The organism is Bradyrhizobium sp. Ce-3, assembly GCF_022835695.1.
Taxonomy (GTDB): Bacteria; Pseudomonadota; Alphaproteobacteria; order Rhizobiales; family Xanthobacteraceae; genus Bradyrhizobium.
In genome coordinates, this window is sequence record NZ_BQUV01000002.1 from 312,168 (window position 1) to 337,565 (window position 25,398).

The following is a 25,398-nucleotide window of genomic DNA, read 5'->3' on the forward strand; positions in this document are numbered from 1 at the left end:
TCCTGAGCATAAGGCATGTCAAGTGCGCGAAAGCGGAAGCTTGGTGCCGGCGACGGCCCGTTCGGCCAGAACGGCGTGCCGGAAGCGGAACAGCTTGGCCGGCCGTCCGACGGTATCGGCGGCCATTGCGCCAGTCTCTTCAACGAGTTCCTGCTGCTCGATGAGCCGGCGGAAGTTCTGCTTGTGGACCAGCCGGCCTGCGAGTGCCTCAACACTGCGTTGCAGTTGCAGCAGGGTGAACTCGGCCGGCATCAGCTCGAATACCACCGGACGGTATTTGATCTTGGCGCGCAGCCGGGCGATCCCGGTCGCGAGAATGCGGCGATGATCCGCCGTCATCGGCTTGCCCGGCACAGCCGGCGCGTCGCGGTTATGCGCGCGTCCGGCTTCGGGGATCAGCGACGCCTCCCAGAGCAGCTCGTAGCGTTGCAACACCAGCTCTTCATTCCAGTCGCGGTCGTCGAGACCGAAGGTGATGGTGCAGCGCTGCCAGCGCTCGCGCTGCAGCGTCGGTGAGGACGCGGCCTTCGCCCACGACTTCAGTTTCGGCGCGATCACCTTCGCCAGGCACGCTGGCGCGCCGGCGCGATGATCCTCCCAAGGGAAGTAATCGTACCAGCCGGACCAATGCGCCTCAAAACCTTCACCGACCCGGTCCTCGCGGGTCAGGCCGAGATAGCTGATCGAGACGCTGTGCGGCGACTTGGCGTCGCCGGACCGGCCGCGGTCGGCAAAAGTATAGAGCTGCTCGACATAGCCGAGCGGGTGACCGGTCTGCGCCTCGACCCAGGCCCGCAACGCGGTCTGCAGCGAGCGATGGGTGAACTCGAACGGGCCGCTCGGCAGCGCGGAGCCGCCGGCGATGGTCACGATCTTCGGCGAGCCGTCGGTGACGGCAACCAGCACCGCGACGAGGTCGGCGGTGACAGCATTTCCCGAAGCCGGTGCGCTGGGTTTTTGCGGCGATCTGGCCACCCGATCGTTCCGCGCTAGCAGTAGCCGTAGACGCCGCAGGCGTAGGGCAGGCGGTCCCAGTAGGTCACATAGGCGCCGCCGTAATAGGGGCCGAGATAGCTGTAGGAGCGGGAGTTGCCGTAATAGCCCGGCAGCGACGACGATCCGGGCAGCAGCGGTTCGCCGCGCACGTACGGGATGACCGGCTCTGAATTGAGCGGGATCACCTTGGGTTCGACGACCACGAGCTGACGTCCGCGCCGCACATAGGTCGGCTGTGTGATTGACGTGCGGTAGGCGTAGTGCCGCCGCGGCAGGCCCGCCGGCAGCTGGCGCGCAGCCTTGACGGTGGCGCGTTTGGTGACGACAGGGCCGTCGGCGGCGTCAGCAGGCGAAATCGCAAACAGCGCGATCGCGAGCGGCAATATCCAGCGCAGCATCCATGGTCTCCCGAATCATCCGGAGCCTATCACTGCCACTTTATGCCGGAATGAGCGTTAACGAGAGGCCTGTCGGGATTAAGCGTTAACGAGACCGTCGGGGAAATTGCCGGAGCGATGCGGGCGCACCGCTCCGGAACATCAGCGGGATCAGGCGCGCAGGGCCTGGTCGAGGTCGGCGATCAGGTCTTCCTTGTCCTCGATGCCGATCGAGAGCCGCACCACCTCGGGCGCCGCGCCGGACTTCACCTTGGCGGCGTCGTCGAGCTGGCTGTGGGTCGTGGAAGCCGGGTGGATCACCAGCGAGCGGGTGTCGCCGACATTGGCGAGATGCGAGAACAGCTTCAGGTTCGACACCAGGTTGACGCCGGCGTCATAGCCGCCCTTGAGGCTGAAGGTGAACACCGCGCCGGCGCCTTTCGGGGCGTATTTGCGCTGCAGGGCGTTGTACCTGTCGCCGGGCAGGCCGGCATAGTTGACCGCCGACACGGCCGGGTGGGTGGAGAGGAATTCCGCCACCGCCTTGGCGTTGTCGCAGTGCTTCTGCATCCGCAGCGGCAGCGTCTCGATGCCGGTCAGGATCATGAAGGCGTTGAACGGCGACAGCGCCGGGCCGAGGTCGCGCAGGCCGAGCACGCGGCAGGCGATCGCGAAGGCGAAATTGCCGAACGTCTCCTGGATCCGGATGCCGTGATATTCCGGGCGCGGCTCGCTCAGCATCGGGTATTTGTTGTCCTTCGACCAGTCGAAGGTGCCGGCGTCGACGATGATGCCGCCGAGCGAGTTGCCGTGGCCGCCGAGGAACTTGGTCAGCGAGTGCACGACGATGTCGGCGCCATGGTCGATCGGCTTGATCAGGTAAGGCGAGGCCAGCGTGTTGTCGACGATCAGCGGCACGCCGGCCTTGCGCGCGACGGCGGCGATCGCCTCGATATCGGTGATGCTGCCGGCGGGGTTGGCGATCGACTCGATGAAGATCGCCTTGGTGTGCGGCGTCACCGCGCGCTCGAAGCTTTCGACCTCGTCGGGATCGGCCCAGGCCACGTTCCAGCCGAACGCTTTAAAGGCATGGGTGAACTGGTTGATCGAGCCGCCATAGAGTTTTCGCGCGGCGATGATCTCGTCACCGGGCTTCAGCAGCTGCTGCAGCACCACGAGCTGCGCCGCGTGGCCGGAGGCGACGGCGAGCGCCGCGGTGCCGCCCTCGAGCGCGGCGACGCGCTCCTCGAGCACGGCGTTGGTCGGGTTGCCGATGCGGGTATAGATGTTGCCGAATGCCTGCAGGCCGAACAGCGAGGCGGCGTGGTCGGCGTCGTTGAAGACGAATGACGTGGTCTGGTAGATCGGCGTCGCCCGCGCGCCGGTGGTGGGATCAGGCTGTGCGCCGGCGTGCACGGCGAGGGTGGAAAATCCCGGAAGGCGATCGGTCATTCTTTGTGTCCTGTTGTGGCCTGGTCGAAACGCGCGGCATGCTGATGGCGGCGGCGCCCGCCGTCAAGCCGCGTTGGCGGGCGTGCCGCGGTTTGAAACGGGCATGCTGCGCTGTACCTGATGATCGCGACGAATATTCCGCGGAAACGTCAGGTCGTCTCGGTTTTGTTTTTCGCAGCGCGGTCGGATGCCGCAGTCTGGCCGCCGCCAAAACTGGTGCGGTTGAGCGACAGCCGCATGCCCTGGGTCGGGATCGGCGCGCGCTTGGAGCTCAGCGTCCGCGAGTTGACGCCCATCCAGGAGATCTCGGACGACAGCCGGCCATACTCGATCTTCGGGCAGCGGTTCATCACCACCTTGAGGCCGGCGGCTTCCGCCTTCTCGGCCGCGGCATCGTCGCGTGCGCCAAGCTGCATCCAGATCACCTTCGGCAGCGGTGACAATTTCAGCGCTTCGTCGACGACCGGCATGATGTGGCTTGAATTGCGGAAGATGTCGATCATGTCGATCGGGCGATCGATGTCCGCGAGCGATGCGACGAACGGCTTGCCCATCAGCGCCTTGCCGACATGGCCGGGGTTGACCGGGATCATGTCGTAGCCGCGCTGCGCCAGGTACTTGAAGGCGAAATAGCTCGGCCGCACGTTGACCGGCGAGGCGCCGACCATCGCGATCGATTTCACGTTGTTCAGGATGCTGCGGATGTAGTTGTCGTCGTAGGCGTCGTGATTCATTTCGATCTTACTTATCCTGCCACTTCGGATCGCGCTTCTCGATGAAGGCGCCGATGCCTTCCTCGGCGTCGCGCGCCATCATGTTCTCAGTCATCACCTCGGCGGCGAAGCGATAGGCGTCCGCGAGATTCATCTCGGCCTGGCGATAGAACGCCTCCTTGCCGAGCTTGACGGTGTAGGCCGACTTCAGCGCGACCTTCTCAGCCAGCGCGATCGCGGCGTCGCGTTCGGTGCCTGCCGATACCACCCGGTTGACGAGACCGATGCTCTGCGCGGTTGCCGCGGAGACCGGTTCACCGGTCAGCAGCATCTCCATCGCCTGCTTGCGCGGCACGTTGCGCGATAGCGCCACCATCGGTGTCGAGCAGAATAGCCCGATATCGACGCCCGGCGTCGCAAATGCCGCCGCGTCGGAGGCGACCGCGAGGTCGCAGCTTGCGACGAGCTGGCAGCCCGCTGCCGTCGCGATGCCCTGGACCGACGCCACCACCGGCTTCGGCAGGTGCACGATCGCCTGCATCATCGCGCTGCAGGCATTCATGATCTCAGCGAAATAGGCGCGGCCGCGGTCGGCGTCGGTGCGGCGCGCGGTGAGCTCCTTGAGGTCATGGCCGGCGCAGAACGCCGGGCCGTTGGCGGCGAGCACGACCGCGCGGATGCTCTTGTCGCCGCCGACATCGTTCAGCGCGGCGTGCAGTTCGCCGATCAGGCCTTCGGAGAGGCTGTTGCGGGCCGCGGGGCGATTGAGCGTCAGTAGCGCGATACTGCCGACGCTCTCGCGCAGCAGGATCGGCTGATGTTGTGGCGCTTCCGCGCGGGCGGCCTGGGCGGACATGACGAAATTCCTCTATCGTGTCTGTGACAATTTAATGTAACAGGCAGGCTGAAGCGAGGGCAGGAACCGCATGGCGATTGCGAAAATGAGCGTGGCTGATCTGGAGGAGTTCCTGCGCAAGGAGTTTCCGCAGGCATTCACCCATGACGACATCAGGATCGAGAGCGCCGACGGCGAGACGGCCCTGCTGCGCCAGCGCTTCAGCGAGCGCATGCTGCGGCCGGGCGGCACGGTGTCCGGACCGACCCTGATGGGGCTGGCGGATTTCGCGATGTATGTGGTGCTGCTGTCGGCGATCGGGCCGATCGGCCTTGCCGTCACCACCAATCTCAACATCAACTTCCTGCGCAAGGGCCAGCCGGGCCAGGACGTGCTCGCGGTGGCCAAGCTGCTCAAGCTCGGCAAGCGGCTTGCGGTCGGCGAGGTGAACCTGCTGTCCGGGACCTCGCCCGACCCGATCGCCCATGTCACGGCGACCTATTCCATTCCAAATCAATAGTGTTTTTCACGGTATTATTGCACCATATTTACAAGTTACTGTTTTTGCTGGTGTAATTCAGATACGTCGACGTTGACGGTCGCGCGCGGCTTCTCTAGAAAGCCGCCCAGTTCGGCGCATTCGGCGCCGATTTGCTTTTCACGGATTTCACACATGAGCACGTTCTCGGCCAAGCCCGCCGAAGTGACGAAGAAGTGGGTTGTGATCGACGCCAAGGGTCTGGTCGTCGGTCGTCTCGCCACGCTCGTCGCGATGCGCCTGCGCGGCAAACACCTGCCTACCTACACCCCGCATGTCGATTGCGGTGACAATGTCATCATCGTCAACGCCGCGCATGTGGTGCTGACCGGCCGCAAGCGCGACCAGAAGACCTATTACAAGCACACCGGCTTCATCGGTGGCATCAAGGAGCGCACTGCGAAGCAGATCCTCGAGGGTCGCTTCCCCGAGCGCGTCGTCGAGAAGGCGATCGAGCGCATGATCCCGCGCGGTCCGCTCGGCCGCATGCAGATGGGCAATCTGCGCGTCTATCCGGGTGCCGAGCATCCGCATGAAGCCCAGAGCCCCGAGAAGGTCGATATCGCCTCCCTGAATCGCAAGAACACGAGGGCCGCATAATGTCCGATACTTTGCAGTCCCTCGACCAGCTCTCGCAGGTCAAGCCGGCGGCTCCCGACGCGCCGAAGTATGTCAAGAAGATCGACAAGTTCAACCGCGCCTACGCCACCGGCAAGCGCAAGGACGCGGTCGCCCGTGTCTGGATCAAGCCGGGCGCCGGCAAGATCTCGGTCAACACCCGCGACATCGAAGTCTACTTCGCCCGCCCGGTGCTGCGCATGATGATCCAGCAGCCGCTGGTCGCTGCCGCCCGTAACGGCCAGTACGACGTGATCTGCACCGTCGCCGGCGGCGGTCTGTCCGGCCAGGCCGGTGCGGTCCGCCACGGTATCTCGAAGGCGCTGACCAACTTCGAGCCCGAGCTGCGCGGCGTCCTCAAGAAGGGCGGCTTCCTGACCCGCGATAGCCGCACGGTCGAGCGCAAGAAGTACGGCAAGGCGAAGGCCCGCAAGTCCTTCCAGTTCTCGAAGCGCTAATTCGGGTTCTCAAATTCGCGGCAATTGCCGCGGGCATCGAGTTGCAGAGGGCGCCGCGAGGCGCCCTTTTTGCTGCGCCCAACGGCGCGTGCTTCGACGCGAATTAGCGCAGTTTTTCATGAAAACTTGCGTGTGCGTGCAAACGAAATTGGAACTCGGGCCTTCTAGCTTGCGGGCTCGCACTGGCGCTGCATCACCGTATTATTTGCGCCTGCGAACGTTGCATCACCGGGCTGGGGTGACACTATGTCGTTCGATCCATCGACGCTTTATCTGTTCGCCACCATGGTCGCGGGCATGCTCGGCGCCATGCTCTGGTTGTTCGGCAGGCAGGAGAACATTGCCGCGCTGAAATGGTGGGGCACCGCCTATCTGCTCGGTGCGGCCTCCGTCGCGCTGTGGACGGTCGGGAGCTCGACGCTCGATCCGATGGTCCTGCTGGGCCTCAACGCGATCGGCTTCGCCGCCTGCGGCATGGTCTGGAATGCCGCGCGTATCTTCCACGGTCGCAAGGCCAATTTGCTGGGCCTCGTGATCGGCCCGATCGCGTGGATCGGTGCCGTGACGACGCTGCAAGATCCGGCGATGCGCCTGACCATCGGCGCCGGGATCGTCGCGATCTACGCCGCGCTGACCGCCTCCGAACTCTGGAGCGAGCGCCGCCGCGCGATGCAACGGCGCTGGATTGCGATCGCGATCCCGGTCGCACATGGCTGCGTCCTGATGCTACCGATCCTGGTCGGCGACCTCTTGCGGCTGAACGGCCAGAATTTCGTCTCCAGCTTCTGGGTCACGCTGTTCTCGATCGAGCTCGTGCTGTACGCGATCGGCACGGTGTTCGTGATCTTCATGATGGTGTCGGACCGCGCGGTGGCGGTGCACAAGACCGCCGCGTCGATCGATCCGTTGAGCGGCATGCTCAACCGCCGCGGCTTTACCGAGGCCTGCACGCGGGTGATCGAGCGCGAGGCAACCGCCGGCCGGCCGGTCACCGTGATGATCTTCGACCTCGATCACTTCAAGTCGATCAACGACCGGTTCGGCCATCCCGCGGGTGACGAGATCCTGAAGCTGTTTTCCGCCGTGGTGGTCAACAGCCTCAGGATCAGCGATCTGTCGGGCCGGATCGGCGGCGAGGAATTCGCGGCGCTGCTGCCGTGCTCGCTGGAGGAGGGCGTGCTGGTTGCCGAGCGCGTCCGCGAAGCGTTCGAGAGCAGCAACATCAGCTGCGAGGAAGGCTCGGTCGACACCACGGTCAGCATCGGCGTCGCCGGCGGTCCGGCCGGGACCGAGCTCGAGGTGCTGTTGGCCTCGGCCGACACCGCGCTCTATCAGGCCAAGCGCGGCGGCCGCAACCGGGTCGAGGCGGCGGAGGAATTGCCGCTCTCGCTGGAGAACTGGCGGCGCAAGACCGCGGGCCTGCCGGCATCGGCGCGGCAAAAGCCGGCGCCGGCCCGCGCGTGAGCGTGGTAACGACTGGTTAACCATTCGATCCCATGCTTTTGGGCATGGAGTCGATCCGCACCCGCAATCCGCAATCAGCCCTGATGTCGCTCGAAGCCGATGCGGTTTCAGCACGCAGCGGCTTCGCCTGCCTGTTCTCGGACTCGCATGAATACGAGACCGCGCTGATCGCCGAACGGCGCGCGCAGGGGCGGTACCAGCCGCTGAAGAGCCGCTGGCCGGTCGCGATGCTGCTCGGCGTGCTGCTGATGGTTGTCGGCACGGTTCTGCTGTTCAAGTGAACCGCCGCTGGTTCGGCGGACGAGGCGCCCGCGTGAGGCGCCTTTTGCTTTTGAACGGGCTGGGCTAGAGACGGGCCCCAAGGCACGCCAATAAGGGAGGCCAGAGCCCGATGATCACGGAAATCGCACAGATCGACGTCAAGCCCGGCAGCGAGAAGGATTTCGAGGCGGCGGTGGCGAAGGCTCGCCCGCTGTTCCTGCGCGCCAAGGGCGGCAAGGGGTTCGAGCTGCACCGCTCGATCGAAAAGCCGTCGCGCTACCGCCTCGTGGCGAAATGGGAGACGCTGGAGAACCACACCGTCGACTTCCGCGGCTCCGAGGATTTCACCGCCTGGCGCGCGCTGGTCGGTCCCTATTTCGCGGCGGCGCCCGAGGTCGAGCACACCGAGACGGTGCTGACCAGCTGAGCAGGATTTACGCTGCCTTCGCAGGCGCTTGGTCCTCCGTCTTGAAGTGGTCGATCATCACCTTGGCGATCGCCATCAGCGGCAGCGCCAGCGCCAGCCCCCAGATCCCGAATACGACGCCAAGCAGGATCTGGAACGCGAACAGCGTTGCCGGCGGGATGTCGAGCGCCTGGCGTTGGATGATCGGCGTCAGCACGTAGCTTTCCAGCGCGTGCACGCCGAGGAACAGGATGAAGGCGGACAGCGCCGCGATCCATCCAGTTGCGAGGCTCGCCAGCACCACGATCAGTCCGCCGAGGATCGCCCCGACCGTCGGGATGAAGGCGAGCAGGCCGGCCTGGATGCCGAGGATGAACGAACTCGGAATGCCGATGATGGCAAGTCCGATCCAGGTCACGAGGAAGACGGCGGTCATGGTGATGATCTGGGCGATCAGCCAGCGCTCCAGCGTCTCGCCGATGCGGTCGACGATGACGGTCGCCTGGGCGCGGTATTTGGCCGGCGCGATGAACAGCAGCCCGGCGCGGTAGATGCTCGGCTGGGCCGCGAAGGCGAGACCGAGGAACAGCACGATGAAGAAGTTGCCGACGACGCTCACGGTGCCGAGCAGCACCTTCAGCGTCTGACTGATGATGGCGCCGCCGCTGGAGGCCAGCGCGCCGGCGCCGGGGATGCCGTGGGACTGCGACGACGTTGCGGGGGTCGCCGTCGTCGTCACGGCGGTGCCTTCGCCCTTTGCCTCGCCGGCGGCGTTGGTGAAATCGAGATAGCTGGTATCGACACCGTGCTGCTCGAGGAACTCCTTGACGCTGCCGAGCTGCGATTTGATCGTGTTGCTCAGCACCGTGGCCTGCTGGGCGATGGTGGTGCCGCCGAGGAACACGATGCCGGACAGGAGTCCCGCCATCGCCAGGCAGACGATCGCGAGCCGCAACGCGTGCGGCAGCGCGGTCAGCCGGCCGAGCAGGGTGGTCATGGCATTGAGGGCCACCCCGAGCAGCATGCCTGCGAACAACAGGAACAGGGTCGCGGCGAACTGCCAGGCGAACGCCAGGAGCGCCGCGAACAGCACGATGCCGATGCCGCCAACGGCGATCGCCCACGCCAAGTCGTTGCGGGCCTGCAGGCGATTGTTAGCCGGGTCAGTCACGGGTGATTCCCCCTTCGCGACGGTGTTCAGTGCAGTCTTTGGCGAAAATCCTGCCGGGATCAAGCGGCCGGGACCGTGCCGGTTTGCCGCTGACGCGCCAATGTGCCGGGCATGTCTGAAACGCACCCGGGCCGATTTGAGCCCTCGGGCCCTGCGAATCTGTGCAGGACTGCAAGCCCCCCTGTGCAGATATAGACGGTTGATCCCGGGGGAACTCGAAGGCATGATCGTCTCCGCAACGTCGCAAAGTTAGAAGATTCATTGCGCGAGACTTCAATAATGAGACGGCCCGTGGTCGGCGTGATCGGAAACGCCCATCGCATCGAAAATCGTTTCACAGTCCAGATGGTCGGGGAGCGCAACCTTCGTGCGGTTGCCGAGGTATCGGGCGCGGTGCCGCTGATGTTCGCGGGCAGCCCCGAAATCACCGAGGTCGGCGCCTTGCTCGACGTGGTCGACGGCGTCGTGCTGACCGGAGCCCGCGCCAACGTTCATCCGACCCGCTTCAACACCGAGCCCTGCGCCGCGCACGAGCCCTACGACATCCACCGCGACGACGTGGCGCTGGCGCTGTCGGAGGCCTGCGTAGCGCGCGGCGTGCCGATCTTCGGCATCTGCCGCGGCCTGCAGGAGATGAACGTCGCGTTCGGCGGCTCGCTGCATCCGGAGATCCGCGAGATCCCGGGCCGCATGAACCATCGGATGCCGCGGCTCGAGAACGGCGAAATCCATCCCGATCCGACCGTGGTGTTCGCCGACCGTCACGACGTCGCGCTGACGCCGGGCGGCGCCTTCGCGAAGATCCTCGGCCGCGAGAGCATTCGGGTCAATTCGCTGCACGGCCAGGGCATCCTCGAGCCCGGCAAGCGCGTCGTGATCGAGGGCATCGCCGAGGACGGCACCATCGAGGCGATCCGCATCGCCGATGCGGCCGGCTTTGCGCTCGGCGTGCAGTGGCACGCCGAATACGATCCGCAGCGCAATCCGGTCAACCGCGCGCTGTTCGAGGCTTTCGGCGACGCGCTGCGCGAGCGGCGGCGGGCGGCGTAGCGATCGTCGCCCATCCCAACCACCGCCGTCGTCCCGGCGCAGGCGGGGACCTATGTTCCGCGCCTTGTGTCGTGAGAACGGCTCGATGAGGACGGTCCTAGTTCAAGCGGTCAATCAGCTTGTTCCTGCCTGGATGCATCTCAATGGTCGTCTTGGCCTTGGCGATCGCCTCTTGGGTGCTCGGGTAGGTTTGCGTCCTGATCGACGGCCCTCCGGCGGGAGGTGCGATCTCGACCAGATAGCCGCCACCGCGCTGCTCGACGATTGTTAGGTGATGACCGAGGTATTCGATCCGATCGGCTGACATTTCACACCTGCCAATCATATGCCCGACCCTCTTCAGCGACCCGGAGGCAGTCCTCCGGTGACCTGATTTCTTCTAATGATGCGCGTGCGTCTCGGTTCCTAGCGAATTGGAGCGGGAACCGCCGTTGTTCGCAGTTCGGCTATCCGCGCGGGAAACCAGGATACGCCTTCTGACTGAGCGTCAGACCAGGTGAAACCCGATGCTGGTGTCGGGCACCGGCGGGTAGGGCGTGCCCGCGGGCAGGCCGAGATAGAGATATTCGAGGCCGTAGGTCGCCGCGAAGCTGGACGCAGTGGTGTCGAGGATGATGCTGCCTGCCCTGCCGAAATGCAGTTCGGGACGGGTCAAGCCGTCGGCCGAGAAGGCCGGCGAGTCGTTGGCTGAAAGGCTGTTGAAGCTCGCATTCACATGCGAGAGGTCGGCGGCGTTGCCGGCGAGATCGGCGATCGTGGCGCCGTTGGCGTTGAGGCCTGTCACCGCAAGCGTCGCGACGGCATTGTCGGTCCCGGAGACGAGATAGTCGAAGGCGAGCTTGGCTGGATCGTGCAGCGCCGCGGTCGCTGCAGCGTCAAAGATCGCGTTCGCGCCGTTGTTGAGCGCGAGCATCGGCGTTCCGCCGGACACCGTGACGGCTTCATTGAAAGCGAGCGTCAGGGCGACGGACGCGCCAGCAGTCTCGATACCCGTCGCCGGTGCCGCGCTGACCCCGGAGGACTCCGGCGCAGTGGTGTCGATCTGCAGGATGCCGCCGGGATTGGTTACCGCACCGACGAGGCTCGCATGATGGCCGTAGCTGTCCGTCAACGACGCGCCGTGCAGCAGGAAGCCTGATACCGCGAGATCGGCCGTGTTGTCGCCGGCTGCAACCGTGTAGCTGAAGGTCAGGGCGTCGCTGCCGCTGCCGCCGGCATAGCTTGCGATACCACCGTCGTTGAGCAGCAAGGTCGGCGTGCCATGGGTGGTGCCCACGGTGACGGTGTCGCACATGTTGAGGGTGAAGGTGACGGCGTGACCGGCGTCGAGGTCGCCATTGCCGTCGGAAATGCCGGCGCCGCTCGTCACCACTGACAGCACCGACGGCAGCAGGAAGATCGCCGTGCCGCCAAAGCCGTCGCCGCCGACACCAAAGGTCTGGCCGGCAAAATTGTCGGTCGGATCGAGCTGAAAGTCGAACGTCTTGTTGTGCTCGGTGAGCTCGAGCACATTGCCTGGCAGCAGCGTGACCGCGGCATTGCTTCCGATGTTGACGCCATAGAAATCGATGGTGTCGCCGATTGCAAAGCCGCTGATGATGTTGGCCGGCGGCGTGTGGCCATCGATCTCGAGTGTGCCGCCTGTGCGCTGGAAAACGATCGGCGTGCCGCCGGTCTTCGCGCCGCTCGCGACATCGACCAGTCCGCCTGCGATGGTCACGCCGTCGGCCGAGCCTCCGGAATCGACGGTGAGCGTGCTGCCGGCACCGACGACGATGCCGTGGATCGTGCCGCCGCCGTCGATCTCGGTATTGCCGCCATCAAGCGCAACGGCGGTTGCGGTACCCGCGACGTCGAGCGTGCCGCCCGCCTGCACGACGAGGTTGCCGGCGGCGCGGCCGGCTGCGACGAAATAGATCTCGCCGTTGAACACGAAATTGTCCGGCGTCGACGGATTCCACCCGAGCGTCTGCATCTGGATGAAATCGGTCTGGGTAAAGCCGTTGATGACGCCGGAATTGCTTTCATTGTTGAAGGCGTCGTCGCCGAACGGGCCCGGACCCCCGCCGGATCCGAAGCCGGAGTCCCAGTCGCCGAGGTCACCCTTGGCGACGTGGTTGTTCCAGCTTGCAAGGCTGGTCACGCCGTTGTCGATCGAGAAATAGCCGGTGGAGTGGACAGGGCCGGGTGCGAGCTCGCGGACGCCGGGCGCCGAGAAGCGGAATAGGTCGGGGACACCCCAGCCATTGGCATAGTGCTCGCCGTTGACGCCGAGCAGGGAGTTGCGGCCCAACACCTCGGTGATCTCGTGCTCGATCGAGCCGACGAGATAGTATTGATTGCTTCCCGGCGTGGCCGTCGGGTCGTAGGACCAGTTCGCCGCGGCATCGAAGCCGACCCAGCCGTCATTGGCCGGATCGTTGGCGCCGATCAGACCGAGCGCCTTGGCCTCGGCGCGGCCGATGTCGAATGTGCCGCCGCCGGTCGGATCCGATGCGGGCAAGGTCGCGAAGGCCGCGAGCTGGGCGCTGGAGGTGCGGTCCGCAATCAAGGCATTCCTGATCGTGGCGTAGTCGTAGGCCGGCGCCTTTGCCTCCTCGCTTTCACCAAGGAAACCGGACGCGATCGCCGAGCCGCCGACCTCGCCCCAGCCGACGTGGATGTTGAGGCTGACGTCATTGGTGAAGGCGGTGTCGAGCAGGTTGACGACATAGGCGACCGCGGTCTTGAAGCCCGACGGTGCGGACGCGACGCTCGGGTCGTAGATGACGTTGATCTGCACCGATGCCTCCGGGAGACGGCGAACGAGTTTGCGGAGCGCAGGCGGCTCGTGCGCGCCGGCGACCGCGCCAGGATGCCCTAAATCGAGACCGCCGGCTTGGACTCCCCGGCGCCGGAGGCGGTTCAACCGGCATCGGCAGGTGCCGGCGGGCGTTCTCCGTACTTATACGGATACGAAAATGGCGGATTGCCGCGCCGGACTCGGCTAAGCAACAGGGGCACAAGCCACCGGATATTGCCCCGGCGCCGACAATCCTTTCCGATACTGATTTTCCTTTTCGATTTTCCGGTGCAGCCGACACGATGAGTTGGTCGTGATGAATTTGTCGGGCCGTCTGGCGATGGGGATGATGCTTCCTGTCGTCGCGCTCCTGCTTGCGCTGGGCTTCATCCATGGCGTCACCTGGCCGGGCATGCTGCTCGCGGGTGCCGCGGTTGCGGTGGTATTGATGACGGCTGAGATGATTGCGAGGTCGCTGCCCGGGAAGCCCGCCCAGCTGGTGCGGGCGGCGGAGGCGCTGTCGCGCGGCGAGCCGGTCCCGATACGCCCGAGCGGCGACGAGGAGGCTGCCCAGCTCGCGGCAACGCTTGCCGAACTGTCGGCGCAATTGGGCAGCCGGCAGCACCTGTTGGAGAAGACCGTCGAGAGCATCCGCGATCCGGTGGTGGTCGCCGACGAGCATCGGATGATCGTGATCGTCAACGCCGCGGCGCGGCGGCTATACCGGGTCGAACCCGGTTTTGACATCCTGACCGGCGTTCGCACCTTCCAGAACTATTATGCCGACGGCACGACGGTGATGCCGATCGCGGAGACGCCGATGGCGCGTGCGCTGCGCGGCGAAGACGTCGACGATTGCGAGCTGATCGTCAAACCCCTGCTGCCGGAACCGGCTGTCTACCTTGTCGCCAACGCCAGGCCGCTGCGCGACGATGCCGGTAATCTGCGCGGCGCGGTGATCGTGCTGCGCGATGTCACCGCGGAGCGTCAGGCGCATCAGGCGCTGGTCGAGAGCGAGCAGGTGGCACAGGCCATCGTCAGGACCGCGCTCGACGCCTTCGTCCAGACTGACCAGGACGGCATCATTCTCGACTGGAGCCCGCAGGCCGAGACGCTGACCGGCTGGACGCGCTCCGAGGCGGTCGGTTACCGCGTGGTCGAGCTGGTGTTTCCCGAGGAGGTTCGCGTCGCGCACCGGCAGCGCATCACCCGCTTCCTGCAGGAGACCGCGGCCGGCGGCATGGGCATGCGCTACGAAACCGCGTCGGTGCATCGCGACGGCCACCGCTTCTATGTCGAGGTGTCGCTCAATGCGCTGCGCCGCGGCGACGGCTGGATCATCAATTCCTTCGTCAGGGACGTCACCCAGCGCCGGCACGCCGAGGAACAGCTGATCCAGGCGCAGAAGACGGAATCGCTCGGACGGCTGACCGGCGGCATCGCGCACGACTTCAACAACATGCTGACCGTGATCACCGGCACGATCGAGATCCTCGCCGACGGGGTCAAGGATAACCCGCAGCTTGCCGCGATCGCCAAGCTGATCAGCGACGCCGCCGATCGCGGCGCACAGCTCACCTCGAGCCTGCTGGCATTCGCCCGCAAGCAGCCGTTGCAGCCCGCCGAGACCGACGTCAACGATCTGATCGGCGAAGTGGTTCGGCTGCTGTCGCAGACGCTGGGTTCGCAGACCGAGATCAGGACCGAGCTCAGCCGCAGCGCTTGGCTCGCGTTTGTCGACCGCAGCCAGCTCGGCGCGGCGCTGGTCAATCTCGCCATCAATGCGCGCGATGCCATGCCCGAGGGTGGCACGCTGACCTTTGCGACCCGCAACACCCAGCTCGGGATTCCCGAGGCGGTGGCGCATGGCGTCGAGCGTGCCGGCGACCATCTCGTGATCGAGGTGACCGACACCGGGATTGGCATTTCGCCATCGCATCTCGAGAAGATCTTCGATCCGTTCTTCTCCACCAAGGAAGTCGGACAGGGCACCGGGCTCGGCCTCAGCATGGTGTTCGGCTTCGTCAAGCAAAGCGGCGGCGGCATCGAGGTCAAGAGCGAGCAGGGGCACGGCACCGTCTTCCGGATCTATCTGCCCAAGGCAGACGGCACCGCGCAGCGCGCCGCCGAGGAGGACGACCTGCCGGTCCGGGGCGGCAACGAGACCATCCTGTGCGTCGAGGACGACGCCACGATCCGCGACTACGTCACCGGCCAGCTCGAAAGCCTCGGCTACAAGGTGCTGGCGGCGACGAACGCCGATGCCGCGCTCGCGATCGTTGACCGCGGCACCGCGTTCGATCTGCTGTTCACCGACATCGTGATGCCCGGCAGCATGAACGGCCGGCAACTGGCCGATACGCTGATGGCTGGGCGCCCGGCGCTGCGGGTGCTGTTCACCTCGGGCTACAGCGACGGCGTGCTGCCGGCACAGCAGGTGCGTGGCGGCCACGGCATTCCGCTGCTGACCAAGCCCTACCGGCGCAGCGAGCTGGCGCGGATGCTGCGGCGCTGCCTCGACCTTCAGGTCGACTTCCAGGGCGATCCGGTTCCGCAGCCTTACTCAGTGCAGCCCGATCTCGAGCGCTTCCTGCGCGAGAACCCGCCTGAGAAGAATTAGCGCGTCATGCGGCTATCCCGTAGGATAGGTGGAGCGCAGCGAAACCCATCATCTCTCCTGCGGCCTGCTACTTGACGGGTGTCGCTTCGCTCCACCCATCCTGCTTGACTGCATGCATGTCGGAAGAGGAATGCGCGGTGCAAGACCCCGGCAAGATCGCAATCTTCGACGGCCACAACGACGCGGCTCAGCACCTCGTAGAGTACCGGGAAGACGGGCGGGATTTTCTCGCGCGCTCGGAGGAAGGCCATCTCGATCTGCCGCGTGCCCGGGAAGGCGGCCTGGTTGGCGGCCTGTTCGCGATGTACGCCAAGGCGGAACATCCGCGCCAGGGCGATTTCGTCCGAACCGCCGATGGCTACGAGGTGCGCCTCGCCGAGCCGCTCGATCCCGCCTATGCGCGCCGCACGATCGATGCCCAGCTGAGCGGGCTGGAGCGCATGGTGGCTCGCGCCGACGGCGCGATCCGCTGCGCGACGACGGTGGATGAAATCGAGGCGGCACGCCGAGACGAGGTTTTTGCGATTGTGCTGCACCTCGAGGGCGCCGAGGCGATCGACGCCGATCTGGATGGGCTGGCGCAGCTTTATTCCCGCGGCCTGCGTTCGCTCGGCCCGGTGTGGAGCCGGCCCAACATTTTCGGCCACGGCGTGCCGTTCGCCTATCCGCGGTCGCCGGACACCGGCCCCGGCCTAACGGACGCCGGAAAGGCGCTGGTGAAGGCCTGCAATCAGCTCGGGATCATGCTCGACGCGGCGCACCTCAACGAGCGCGGCTTCTGGGATCTGGTGGCGATCAGCACGGCACCGATCGTGGCGACCCACGCCTGCGCGCATGCGGTCTGCCCGGCGACCCGCAACCTGACCGACCGGCAACTCGACGCCGTCAAGGCATCGGGCGGCGTCGTCGGTTTCAATTTCAGTGTGTCCGAGGTGCGCCCGGACGGGCACCGTGATCCGGAGATCCTGATCGAGACGGTTGCCGGCCACCTCAGCTACCTGGTCGAGCGGATGGGCGGCGACCATGTTGCGCTGGGCTCCGACTTCGACGGAGCGCTGATGCCGCTTCCGCTGAGAGACGCAAGCCATCTGCCGAACCTGATCCAGGGGCTGCGCGCGCATGGCTTCGACGAGGTCACGCTGCGCAAGATCGCTTTCGACAATTGGATGCGCGTGTTCCGTCAGACCTGGCGGTGAAAACCGCTGCACTCTTTCCATCGATCGTGATCTATTGTCGGCGCACAACAACGGCGCGGCCGGTTAACGGCCCGATAGAGGGAGCGTGGCATGCAGGACCGCAAATGGTCGAGACGCGACTGGCTCAAGGTGACGGCGGCAACCGCTGCCGGCATGGTGTTCGCCGAGCCGATCAGGGCGGCGGCGCCGCCGGCGGAAGCCGTGACGCCGGAACTGATCGCGGCGGCGAAGAAGGAAGGCAAGATCTCGTTCTACAGCGCGCTGGAACTGAACACGGCGGAGCGTCTGGCGCGCGATTTCGAGCAGAAATATCCCGGGATCAGCGTCCGTGTCGAGCGCTCAGGCGCCGAACGCATCTTCCAGCGCATCGCACAGGAGCAGGGCAGCGGCATCAACGCCGTCGACGTCGCCAACTCGACCGACCCCGCGCATTATCTCGACTGGAAGAAGAACGACTGGCTCGCGGCGTATTTGCCGGAAGAGGTAGCAAAACACTTTCCCGCCGACCAGATCGACCCTGACGGCACCTCGGCGACATCCTGCGCCTGGTTCGAGGTGATCGGCTACAACACCGAGCAGGTGAAGCGCGAGGAGGCGCCGCAGAGCTACGCCGATCTGCTCGACCCGAAATGGCGTGGCAAGATCGTCAAGGGTCACCCAAGTTACTCCGGCGCGATCATGACCGCGACCTTCGTCTTGGCGCGCGATCTCGGCTGGCCCTATCTGGAGAAGCTGTCGCAGCAGCGCGTGATGCAAGTGCAGTCGGCGGCCGATCCGCCGAAGAAGATCCTGCTCGGCGAGCGCGCGGTGATGGCCGACGGCAACGACTATAACCTCGTGCTGGCCAGGGATCAGGGCAAGCCGGTCGAGGTGGTCTATCCGGCCGAGGGCGCGCCGCTGATCATCGTGCCGAGCGGCATCTTCAAGAACGCGCCGAACCCGAATGCGGCGCGGCTGTTCCAGAGCTTCTTCTTCAGCGCCGAGACCCAGCAGATGCTGGCCGACGAGTTCGCGCACCGCTCCTTCCACGCCAGGGTGAAGGAAAAGGCCGGCCACGTGCCGCTCGACAAGCTGAAGATGCTCAAGGCCGATCCGGCCCAGGTGCAGGCGCAGAGCGAGGACATCAAGGCGAGGTACGCGAAGCTGTTCCGGGTGTGACGTTAGGGGCCGCATCATTGTTCCGCTGGATACCGGGACAATGATGCGGATTTCGGCTAACCGCCGACTTCTGCGCTGAGCATGGGCCCGAACAGCTCCCATCGCTCGCCCGTGAGCCGTCTGAGCTGCATCTGCTTGATCGGCGCGAAATCGATCGGACTGGTGTTCATCGTGATTCCGGGCAGCATGTTGCTGGTCCGGAAGCCCTTCAGGTTGGCGGCCTGCTTCATCACGTTGGCGCGCGTAAGGTCGTCGCCGCACTGCTTCAACACCTGAACCAGTGTCTGGGCGGCGTTGTAGCCGGTCATCACCAGGCTGTCGGCGCGATTGCCGTCGGGGAAATATTTGGAGAGATATTCGTTGAATGCCTTCATGCCGGGATCGTCCTTCCATTGCGGATCGAGCGGATCCATCAGGTAGGCCACCGAAATGATGCCTTGTGCGTTCTCGAAGCCCGCGGGCTGGATCACGGCGCCGAGCGAGGAGCCGACCGAGTTGAGGATGTGCAACGGCTTCCAGCCGATTTCGGCGGTTTTCTTGATGGCCTGCGCCGCGAATTTCGGTGTGGTAATGTTGACGAATACATCGGCATTCATCGACTTCATCTTGACGATGTGCGTGTCGATCGTCGGCTCGGCCACCTCATAGGCATCCTCGATCACGATCATCGATGCCGCCTTGTCACCGAGGCCGTCCTTCAGGCCTTTGAGATAGTCCTTTCCATAATCGTCGTTCTGGTAGAGCACGGCGATCCTGCCGCCTGGCTTCTCCTTCAGGATATGCTTGGCATAGATGCGTCCCTCGCTCTGGTAGCTGGGCTGCCAGCCCATGGTCCACGGAAAGTTCTGCGGATCGTTCCACTTGGTTGCACCGGTCTGGATGAATAGCTGCGGTACCCTCTTCGCGTTCATGTACTTCTGAATCGCACCATTGGAGGCGGTGCCGAGAGCCGCGAAGATCAGCAAGACCTCGTCGCCTTCGACCAGCTTGCGTGCCTGCTCGACCGTCTTCGGCGGACTGTAGCCGTCATCATAGGAGATGAAGGTGATCTTTCGTCCATTGATGCCGCCCTCGGCGTTGATCTTGCGGAAATAGGCCGCCTGGGCGCGGCCATTGGTGCCAAAGGCGGATGCCGGCCCGCTGTAAGGCATGATGTTGCCGATCTTGATTTCGGTGTCGCTGGCGCCGGTATCGTATTTCTTCTGCGCAAATGTGCTGCCTGCACCGGCAGCGAGAATGATGATGGCGGTCGAAAGCGCCGCCATTCGTCGTGCGACGAAAGACATCTCGTTTCTCCCCATGCAAAATGAATGCGTCTGTCTTATTGGGCCGCTTTCGGGTCCTTGCCGGAAGTGAACACCCGACTTCATGGGTTGTCGATTCCGAACATCGCGCTTTGCGTCTCGGCGCGCGTCACGTCATTGGGTTCGTCAGTATGGCTGACCGTAGTCTTGCGGGCGGCTCGCAACTACGCGGCGCGCACCGCGCGCTGCGCACGGTAGGCCTGGGGCGATGTCAGCGTCAGCTTGCGGAAGGCCTTTCGAAAGCTGCTCTCGTCCTCGTAGCCGGTGGCGCGGGCGATCGCCTTGATCGGTTGCGCCGTGGTCTCCAGCAGCGTGCGGGCGTGCTCGACGCGGCGGCGCATGATGAAGGCCTGCGGCGGCTCGTGGGTCAGTTCGCGGAAGCGGCGGTTCAGCGTGCGTTCGCTGAGGCCGAGTGCGTGCGCGAGGCCGCGCACCGTGATCGGTGCCTTGCTGGGGCGGCGCACCAGCATGTCGGCCTTGATCAGCAGCGGGTCCTGTCCGAGCATGTAGCCGAGTGGCATGAAGATCGCCTGCGTGCGTTGGGCGGTGTCGATCACCGCATAGTCGGCGCAGACCTTCGCGACCTCGGCGCCTTCGACGAGTTCGATCAGCCGCAGCAAGAGATCGACCCACGACATCGGGCCGGCGGCGCAGACCAGCCGATCGGCCTGCGTGAGCACGGCATCGCTGGCGAGGTCGATCCTCGGATGGCGGCGGCGGAGCTCGCTTTGCAGCCACCAGGTGATGGTGGCGCGGCGGCCGTCGAGCAGGCCGGCATTGGCGAGCAGCAGCACGCCGCTGCAGAAGGCGCCAATCAGGCGGCCGCTGGCATATTGCTGGCGCAGCCAGGCGCCGGCGCGGTCATATTGCGGTTGCAGGCGCTCGGCGGTGAGATGATCGACCAGGCTGCCCGGCACGATGATCGCATCGCACGCCGTCCGCTTGCCGACGGCGCCGTCGACGGCAAGCAGCTTGCCGCCGCCGGCGCGCACCGCCTTGCCGTCGAGCGACAGCGTCTGCCAGCTGAATCGTGCCTTGCCGCCGCGCAGCTGCATCACGTGGTTGGCGAGGGTGAGGATGTCGGCGATGCCGGCGACAGCCGATTGCATGCAGCCTTCCAGTGCGAGGATCGCAAGCTTCATGGGACCTCCGGAATTTGCCGCCAGTCTACCCGACCGGCGCGATCGGGCGGTGGCAGATATTGCCCGATCTCTGTCCGATCGGCCACTGCCTGATTGGGCCGCGCCGGTCCATCTTCGCTGCGTTGTCACAACCCGAGCTATGGAGAGAGACCATGCCTTACGTCACCATTTCCACCGTCCGCGGCATCTTCGACGTCGCGCAGAAGCAGGCGATGCTCGAACGCGTCACCGACCTCATGGTCGAGATCGAGGGGCAGGGTAACCCCGACTTCCGCCGCAACGTCTGGATCAAGATCGAGGAAGGCGAGCCGGCGAGCTGGTCGCTCGGCGGCATGATCCCGACGCCGGAGATGATCGCAGGCAATTTCGGACCGCTCGATGCCGGCGGCCGGCGGCTCGCGAAGGCGAAGGTGTAAGCGCGCAGGGCGGATTAGCCGGAGGCATAATCCGCCGCTATCAGATAGATGGCGGATTACGCCTTGCACCCTTGTTTGTTGAGCAGCAGCGGGTGCGTCTAATCCGCCCTACGAATCCCGCAAAAACAAAAGGCGCTTCCATCGGAAGCGCCTTTCGCATTCGTAAGCTGCCGTAAGACTTACAGCGAGTAGTACATCTCGAACTCGACCGGGTGCGGGGTCATTTCGAAACGCGCGACCTCGGTCATCTTGAGCTCGATATAGGCGTCGATGAAGTCGTCGTCGAACACGCTGCCGTTCTTGAGGAACGCGCGGTCCTTGTCGAGGCTCTCGAGCGCCTCGCGCAAGCTGCCGCACACGGTCGGGATCTGCTTCAGCTCTTCCTTCGGCAGATCATAGAGGTCCTTGTCCATCGCCGGACCCGGATCGATCTTGTTCTTGATGCCGTCGAGGCCGGCCATCAGCATCGCGGCGAAGCCGAGATAGGGGTTGGCCATCGGGTCGGGGAAACGCACCTCGACGCGCTTGGCCTTCGGGTTCGCGGTGTAGGGGATGCGGCAGGACGCCGAGCGGTTGCGCGCGGAGTAGGCGAGCAGCACCGGGGCCTCATAGCCCGGGACCAGTCGCTTGTAGGAGTTGGTCGACGGGTTGGTGAAGGCGTTGATCGCCTTGGCGTGCTTGATGATGCCGCCGATGTAGTGCAGGCAGGTCTCCGACAAATCGGCATATTTGTTGCCGGCGAAGGTCGGCTTGCCGTCCTTCCAGATCGACTGGTGGACGTGCATGCCCGAGCCGTTGTCGCCATAGACCGGCTTCGGCATGAAGGTGGCGGTCTTGCCGTAGATGTGCGCGACCTGGTGGATGCAGTATTTGTAGATCTGCATATGGTCGGCCATCAGCGTCAGCGTGTCGAACTTCATGCCGAGCTCGTGCTGGGCCGACGCGACTTCGTGGTGATGCTTCTCGACCTTGACGCCCATCTTGGCCATCGCGCCGAGCATCTCGGAGCGCATGTCCTGTACCGAGTCCTGCGGCGGCACCGGGAAGTAGCCGGCCTTGGTGCGGATGCGGTGGCCGAGGTTGCCGCCTTCATACTCGGTCGACGAGTTGATCGGCAGCTCGGAGGAGTCGAGGCGGAAGCCGGTGTTGTAGGGGTCGGCCGAATAGCGCACATCGTCGAACACGAAGAACTCGGCCTCGGGACCGACGAACACGGTGTCGCCCACGCCCATCGACTTCACCATGGCCTCGGCCTTCTTGGCGATGCCGCGGGGGTCGCGGTTGTAGGGCTCGCCGGTGGTCGGCTCGAGCACGTCGCAGGTGATGACCATGGTGGTCTCGGCGAAGAACGGGTCGATCGTCGCCGTGACCGGGTCGGGCATCAGGCACATGTCGGATTCATTGATCGCCTTCCAGCCGGCGATCGACGAACCGTCGAACATCGTTCCCTCGGCGAAGATGTCATCGTCGATCATGCTGACGTCGAAGGTGACGTGCTGCCACTTGCCGCGCGGATCGGTGAAGCGCAGGTCGACGTATTTGACGTCGTTGTCCTTGATCGATTTCAGGACGTCTTTGGCGGTCTTCATGAATACCCCTTATGATGTGCGGGTCGGTTTCCAGCGGTGAGCGACGTTATTCCCGCTTTTGGCGAGTTCGTGTGACTTCTCAAACGAAATCAGGCTGCCGAAGCAGCCTTTTTTCTCTTTTGCCGTCAGAAAATCCGGATAGCACCGCCCTTAAATAGCGTCCAGCCCGGATTCGCCGGTCCGGATGCGGATGGCTTCCTCGATGTTGGAGACGAAGATCTTGCCGTCGCCGATCCGCCCGGTCTGGGCCGCGCGGCGGATCGCATCGATCGCCTTCTCGACGAGGTCGTCGCCGATCACGATCTCGATCTTCACCTTGGGCAGGAAGTCAACGATGTATTCCGCACCGCGATACAGCTCGGCGTGGCCCTTCTGGCGGCCAAATCCCTTGGCCTCGGTTACGGTGATGCCTTGCAGTCCGACTTCCTGGAGCGCTTCTTTCACCTCGTCGAGCTTGAAGGGCTTGATGATGGCTTCAATCTTCTTCACTGAGCGCCTCCCGGGCATTGCAGATTGCAGGGTCGAGTTCGATGCGCGTGGGGCGCAGTCTGGTTGGTCTTAAGCCTTCCGGCCGGTGGCCGGAAACACGCGCAATGGTCGCATCAAGCGGTACTGCGCGCGGCTTCCTCAAAAGCAGGGTCTATGCCAAGTTGTTAAGGTCCCCGATTTCGGAATGTTATCAGCCTTTTAACAGGCAATCGGCTGATATCGAACCACATGGGCTATGATATCCAAGCCTAACAAATAGGCAAATAGATCAATCCATATGCAGCCGGCCAGTAGAAACCCCGCGAACGTCACAGGAATTGCCTCTCGAAAAGGCGAAGCGATTGAGGATTCGGCATGGACGTTCTGACCACCACCGAGATGGAGCGCGCCGACCGGCTGACCATCGCTGCCGGCACGCCGGGCTTCGCGCTGATGATGAGCGCCGGCCAGGCGGTCGCGGAAGCCGCGATGGACCTGGTCGAGGAGGGGCCGATCGTCGTGGTCGCCGGCCGCGGCAACAATGGCGGTGACGGCTTCGTCGCCGCCGCCGAGCTCGCCGCGCGCGGCCGCGAGGTCTCGGTGATCCTGCTCTGCGAGCGCGACAGCCTGCAGGGCGACGCGGCGCTGGCGGCGAAGGGCTGGAAATATCCGGTGCTGCCGTTCAATCCGCAAGCGCTCGGCAAGCCGGCGTTGATCATCGACGCGCTGTTCGGCGCCGGGCTCAATCGCCCGGTGAAGGGCGACCCGCTCGAGATGATCGCGGCTGTCAATGCCAACGGTACGCCGGTGCTGGCGGTCGACCTGCCGAGCGGCATCAACGGCACCACCGGAGCCGTGATGGGGGCTGCCGTGCAGGCGACCGAGACCGTCACCTTCTTCCGCAAGAAGCCGGCGCATCTGCTGCTGCCTGGCCGGATGTATTGCGGCCGGGTGCGCGTCGCCGACATCGGCATCGCGCCGCAGGTGCTCGACGAGATCAAGCCGCTGACCGCGGAGAACGTGCCGCAGGCTTGGCGCTGGTCGTTTCCGGTGCCGCGGATCGACGGCCACAAATACGCGAGGGGCCACGCCGTCGTGGTCTCCGGCGATATCGCCTCGACCGGGGCGGCGCGGCTTGCCGCGCGTGCCGCGCTGCGCGCCGGCGCCGGCCTCGTGACGCTGGCTTCGCCGCGCGATGCACTCGCGGTCAACGCGGCGGCGCTGACCGCGGTGATGGTGCGGGCGGTCGACAATCCGATCCAGTTCGCCGAACTACTCGACGACAAGCGCCTCAACGCCTGCGTGATCGGTCCCGGCGCCGGCGTCAGCGCGCGCACCCGCGACTTCGTGCATACCGCGCTGTCGGCGCGGCGGCATCTGGTGCTCGACGCCGATGCGCTGACGAGTTTCGCCGGTTCGCCGGATCGGCTGTTCGAGGCGATCAAGGCGTCCGACGGCCTTGGAGTGGTGCTCACCCCGCATGAGGGCGAGTTCCCGCGGCTGTTCAGCGATATCTCCAACAAGCATCCCGGCCGCTCCAAGCTCGAGCGGGTGCGCGCGGCAGCCGAGCGCTCCGGCGCCGTGGTGCTGTTGAAGGGGGCCGACACCGTGATTGCCTCGCCGGACGGCCGCGCCACCATCGCCGCCAACGCGCCGCCCTGGCTTGCCACCGCCGGCGCCGGCGACGTGCTTGCCGGCATCATCGCGGGCTTTCTGGCGCAGGGCGTCGCGGCCTTCGAGGCCGCCGGCATCGGCGTGTGGTTGCACGGCGAGGCGGCCGGCGAGGCCGGACCCGGCCTGATCGCCGAGGATCTCACCGAGGTGCTGCCGGCCGTGTTCCGCCGTCTCTATGACGAGTTCGAAATTGAGTATTAGGCGGCTCGCGCTCGTCGACATGGATGCCGCCGCGCGCGTGCATCGTGCGGCGTTCGACGAAGCGCTGCCGTGGCTCGCTGGGCTGCACACACCGGATGAAGACCGCTGGTTCTACCGCGAGCGGATGTTTGCGACCTGCACGTTGTGGGGAGGATTCGAGGGCGAGGCGATGAACGGGGTGATCGCGTTCCACGACGACTGGATCGCGCAGCTCTATGTGCTGCCGGCCGCGCAGGGCCGCGGCATCGGCAGCGGGCTGCTCGAGATCGCAAAGCAGGGCGCGGATCGGCTGCAGCTCTGGACTTTCCAGCGCAATGCGCGGGCGCGCCGGTTCTACGAGGCGCGCGGCTTTGCCGTGGTCGAGGAAACCGACGGCAGCCGCAACGAGGAAAGGGAGCCGGACATGCGCTATCTCTGGAGGCGCAGGGGCGGCGGATGAGATATTGATCGGATTGGCTGACCCCAGGCGGATCCGGGGAACTCACGGTGCGACGAAAGATGGTCTGGCA

At 65.1% G+C, this 25,398-nt stretch carries 25 protein-coding genes; 13 read left to right on the forward strand and 12 right to left on the reverse strand.

Annotated elements, in window-relative coordinates:
• Positions 1 to 18: 18 nt before the first annotated feature.
• The 5 genes from BRSPCE3_RS07825 to BRSPCE3_RS07845 all read right to left on the reverse strand — a co-directional run bounded on the left by BRSPCE3_RS07825 (position 19) and on the right by BRSPCE3_RS07845 (position 4,394).
• Positions 19 to 975, reverse strand: a complete 957-nt coding sequence (locus tag BRSPCE3_RS07825) for a hypothetical protein (protein WP_244065231.1) — start codon at positions 973 to 975, stop codon at positions 19 to 21.
• Between the two features lie 14 nt (positions 976 to 989).
• Positions 990 to 1,394, reverse strand: coding sequence for a hypothetical protein (locus tag BRSPCE3_RS07830; protein ID WP_244065232.1), 405 nt, complete (start codon positions 1,392 to 1,394; stop codon positions 990 to 992).
• A 150-nt stretch (positions 1,395 to 1,544) separates the two neighbouring features.
• Positions 1,545 to 2,825 (reverse strand): O-acetylhomoserine aminocarboxypropyltransferase, encoded by a 1,281-nt coding sequence (locus BRSPCE3_RS07835; protein ID WP_212013468.1) that lies wholly within the window; start codon positions 2,823 to 2,825, stop codon positions 1,545 to 1,547.
• Between the two features lie 149 nt (positions 2,826 to 2,974).
• Positions 2,975 to 3,559: a CoA-binding protein gene (locus tag BRSPCE3_RS07840; protein WP_212314930.1), complete on the reverse strand. Its 585-nt coding sequence runs from the start codon at positions 3,557 to 3,559 to the stop codon at positions 2,975 to 2,977.
• A 7-nt stretch (positions 3,560 to 3,566) separates the two neighbouring features.
• The gene (locus tag BRSPCE3_RS07845) at positions 3,567 to 4,394 is read right to left on the reverse strand and encodes an enoyl-CoA hydratase (protein WP_244065233.1); all 828 of its coding nucleotides are present in this window, start codon (positions 4,392 to 4,394) and stop codon (positions 3,567 to 3,569) included.
• A gap of 70 nt (positions 4,395 to 4,464) precedes the next feature.
• On the opposite strand from BRSPCE3_RS07845, the gene BRSPCE3_RS07850 reads away from it, so the two are divergent.
• From BRSPCE3_RS07850 to BRSPCE3_RS07875, 6 genes are all read left to right on the forward strand, one after another.
• On the forward strand, positions 4,465 to 4,893 hold the full coding sequence (locus BRSPCE3_RS07850; RefSeq protein WP_097673498.1) for a PaaI family thioesterase: 429 nt from the start codon (positions 4,465 to 4,467) through the stop codon (positions 4,891 to 4,893).
• Between the two features lie 153 nt (positions 4,894 to 5,046).
• Complete coding sequence (gene rplM / locus BRSPCE3_RS07855) at positions 5,047 to 5,511, forward strand: 50S ribosomal protein L13 (protein WP_021079117.1); 465 nt, start codon at positions 5,047 to 5,049, stop codon at positions 5,509 to 5,511.
• Positions 5,511 to 5,987: a 30S ribosomal protein S9 gene (rpsI, locus tag BRSPCE3_RS07860; RefSeq protein ID WP_223967634.1), complete on the forward strand. Its 477-nt coding sequence runs from the start codon at positions 5,511 to 5,513 to the stop codon at positions 5,985 to 5,987. The genes rplM and rpsI overlap by 1 nt, the downstream gene beginning before the upstream one ends.
• A gap of 246 nt (positions 5,988 to 6,233) precedes the next feature.
• Positions 6,234 to 7,451 carry a GGDEF domain-containing protein gene (locus BRSPCE3_RS07865; protein WP_244065234.1) on the forward strand — a complete coding sequence of 406 codons (1,218 nt, stop codon included), beginning with the start codon at positions 6,234 to 6,236 and terminating at the stop codon, positions 7,449 to 7,451.
• 44 nt (positions 7,452 to 7,495) lie between these two features.
• Positions 7,496 to 7,732, forward strand: coding sequence for a hypothetical protein (locus BRSPCE3_RS07870; protein ID WP_244065235.1), 237 nt, complete (start codon positions 7,496 to 7,498; stop codon positions 7,730 to 7,732).
• A 110-nt stretch (positions 7,733 to 7,842) separates the two neighbouring features.
• Positions 7,843 to 8,139, forward strand: a complete 297-nt coding sequence (locus tag BRSPCE3_RS07875) for an antibiotic biosynthesis monooxygenase (protein WP_166294719.1) — start codon at positions 7,843 to 7,845, stop codon at positions 8,137 to 8,139.
• Positions 8,140 to 8,146: 7 nt separating this feature from the next.
• Here the strand turns inward: BRSPCE3_RS07875 and BRSPCE3_RS07880 are convergent, their stop codons facing one another.
• On the reverse strand, positions 8,147 to 9,289 hold the full coding sequence (locus BRSPCE3_RS07880; RefSeq protein ID WP_244065236.1) for an AI-2E family transporter: 1,143 nt from the start codon (positions 9,287 to 9,289) through the stop codon (positions 8,147 to 8,149).
• 279 nt (positions 9,290 to 9,568) lie between these two features.
• Here BRSPCE3_RS07880 and BRSPCE3_RS07885 point away from each other — a divergent pair, with 279 nt between their 5' ends.
• Positions 9,569 to 10,339: a gamma-glutamyl-gamma-aminobutyrate hydrolase family protein gene (locus BRSPCE3_RS07885; RefSeq protein WP_244065237.1), complete on the forward strand. Its 771-nt coding sequence runs from the start codon at positions 9,569 to 9,571 to the stop codon at positions 10,337 to 10,339.
• Positions 10,340 to 10,436: 97 nt separating this feature from the next.
• Here BRSPCE3_RS07885 and BRSPCE3_RS07890 read toward each other — a convergent pair whose 3' ends face one another.
• Both BRSPCE3_RS07890 and BRSPCE3_RS07895 read right to left on the reverse strand, forming a co-directional pair.
• Complete coding sequence (locus BRSPCE3_RS07890) at positions 10,437 to 10,646, reverse strand: hypothetical protein (RefSeq protein ID WP_244065238.1); 210 nt, start codon at positions 10,644 to 10,646, stop codon at positions 10,437 to 10,439.
• Between the two features lie 180 nt (positions 10,647 to 10,826).
• Positions 10,827 to 13,121: an NF038122 family metalloprotease gene (locus BRSPCE3_RS07895; protein WP_244065239.1), complete on the reverse strand. Its 2,295-nt coding sequence runs from the start codon at positions 13,119 to 13,121 to the stop codon at positions 10,827 to 10,829.
• Positions 13,122 to 13,467: 346 nt separating this feature from the next.
• On the opposite strand from BRSPCE3_RS07895, the gene BRSPCE3_RS07900 reads away from it, so the two are divergent.
• The 3 genes from BRSPCE3_RS07900 (at position 13,468) to BRSPCE3_RS07910 (ending at position 18,095) form a co-directional block, all read left to right on the forward strand.
• Positions 13,468 to 15,741 carry a PAS domain S-box protein gene (locus BRSPCE3_RS07900; protein ID WP_244065240.1) on the forward strand — a complete coding sequence of 758 codons (2,274 nt, stop codon included), beginning with the start codon at positions 13,468 to 13,470 and terminating at the stop codon, positions 15,739 to 15,741.
• 116 nt (positions 15,742 to 15,857) lie between these two features.
• The gene (locus BRSPCE3_RS07905; RefSeq protein ID WP_244065241.1) at positions 15,858 to 16,937 is read left to right on the forward strand and encodes a dipeptidase; all 1,080 of its coding nucleotides are present in this window, start codon (positions 15,858 to 15,860) and stop codon (positions 16,935 to 16,937) included.
• 90 nt (positions 16,938 to 17,027) lie between these two features.
• Positions 17,028 to 18,095 carry an ABC transporter substrate-binding protein gene (locus BRSPCE3_RS07910; RefSeq protein WP_244065242.1) on the forward strand — a complete coding sequence of 356 codons (1,068 nt, stop codon included), beginning with the start codon at positions 17,028 to 17,030 and terminating at the stop codon, positions 18,093 to 18,095.
• A 56-nt stretch (positions 18,096 to 18,151) separates the two neighbouring features.
• Here the strand turns inward: BRSPCE3_RS07910 and BRSPCE3_RS07915 are convergent, their stop codons facing one another.
• Positions 18,152 to 19,381, reverse strand: a complete 1,230-nt coding sequence (locus BRSPCE3_RS07915) for an ABC transporter substrate-binding protein (RefSeq protein ID WP_244065243.1) — start codon at positions 19,379 to 19,381, stop codon at positions 18,152 to 18,154.
• Positions 19,382 to 19,563: 182 nt separating this feature from the next.
• Positions 19,564 to 20,541, reverse strand: a complete 978-nt coding sequence (locus BRSPCE3_RS07920) for a GlxA family transcriptional regulator (RefSeq protein WP_244065244.1) — start codon at positions 20,539 to 20,541, stop codon at positions 19,564 to 19,566.
• A gap of 152 nt (positions 20,542 to 20,693) precedes the next feature.
• On the opposite strand from BRSPCE3_RS07920, the gene BRSPCE3_RS07925 reads away from it, so the two are divergent.
• On the forward strand, positions 20,694 to 20,957 hold the full coding sequence (locus tag BRSPCE3_RS07925; protein ID WP_244065245.1) for a tautomerase family protein: 264 nt from the start codon (positions 20,694 to 20,696) through the stop codon (positions 20,955 to 20,957).
• Positions 20,958 to 21,136: 179 nt separating this feature from the next.
• Here the strand turns inward: BRSPCE3_RS07925 and glnA are convergent, their stop codons facing one another.
• The gene (gene glnA, locus BRSPCE3_RS07930; RefSeq protein ID WP_244065246.1) at positions 21,137 to 22,546 is read right to left on the reverse strand and encodes a type I glutamate--ammonia ligase; all 1,410 of its coding nucleotides are present in this window, start codon (positions 22,544 to 22,546) and stop codon (positions 21,137 to 21,139) included.
• Between the two features lie 150 nt (positions 22,547 to 22,696).
• Entirely contained in the window at positions 22,697 to 23,035 is a 339-nt protein-coding gene (locus BRSPCE3_RS07935) for a P-II family nitrogen regulator (RefSeq protein WP_011441447.1), read from the reverse strand.
• A gap of 354 nt (positions 23,036 to 23,389) precedes the next feature.
• Here BRSPCE3_RS07935 and BRSPCE3_RS07940 point away from each other — a divergent pair, with 354 nt between their 5' ends.
• Together BRSPCE3_RS07940 and BRSPCE3_RS07945 are read left to right on the forward strand one after the other, a co-directional pair.
• Positions 23,390 to 24,889 (forward strand): NAD(P)H-hydrate dehydratase, encoded by a 1,500-nt coding sequence (locus BRSPCE3_RS07940; RefSeq protein ID WP_244065247.1) that lies wholly within the window; start codon positions 23,390 to 23,392, stop codon positions 24,887 to 24,889.
• Positions 24,864 to 25,328 (forward strand): GNAT family N-acetyltransferase, encoded by a 465-nt coding sequence (locus tag BRSPCE3_RS07945; protein WP_244065248.1) that lies wholly within the window; start codon positions 24,864 to 24,866, stop codon positions 25,326 to 25,328. Before BRSPCE3_RS07940 ends, BRSPCE3_RS07945 begins: the two co-directional genes overlap by 26 nt.
• Positions 25,329 to 25,398 lie beyond the last annotated feature (70 nt).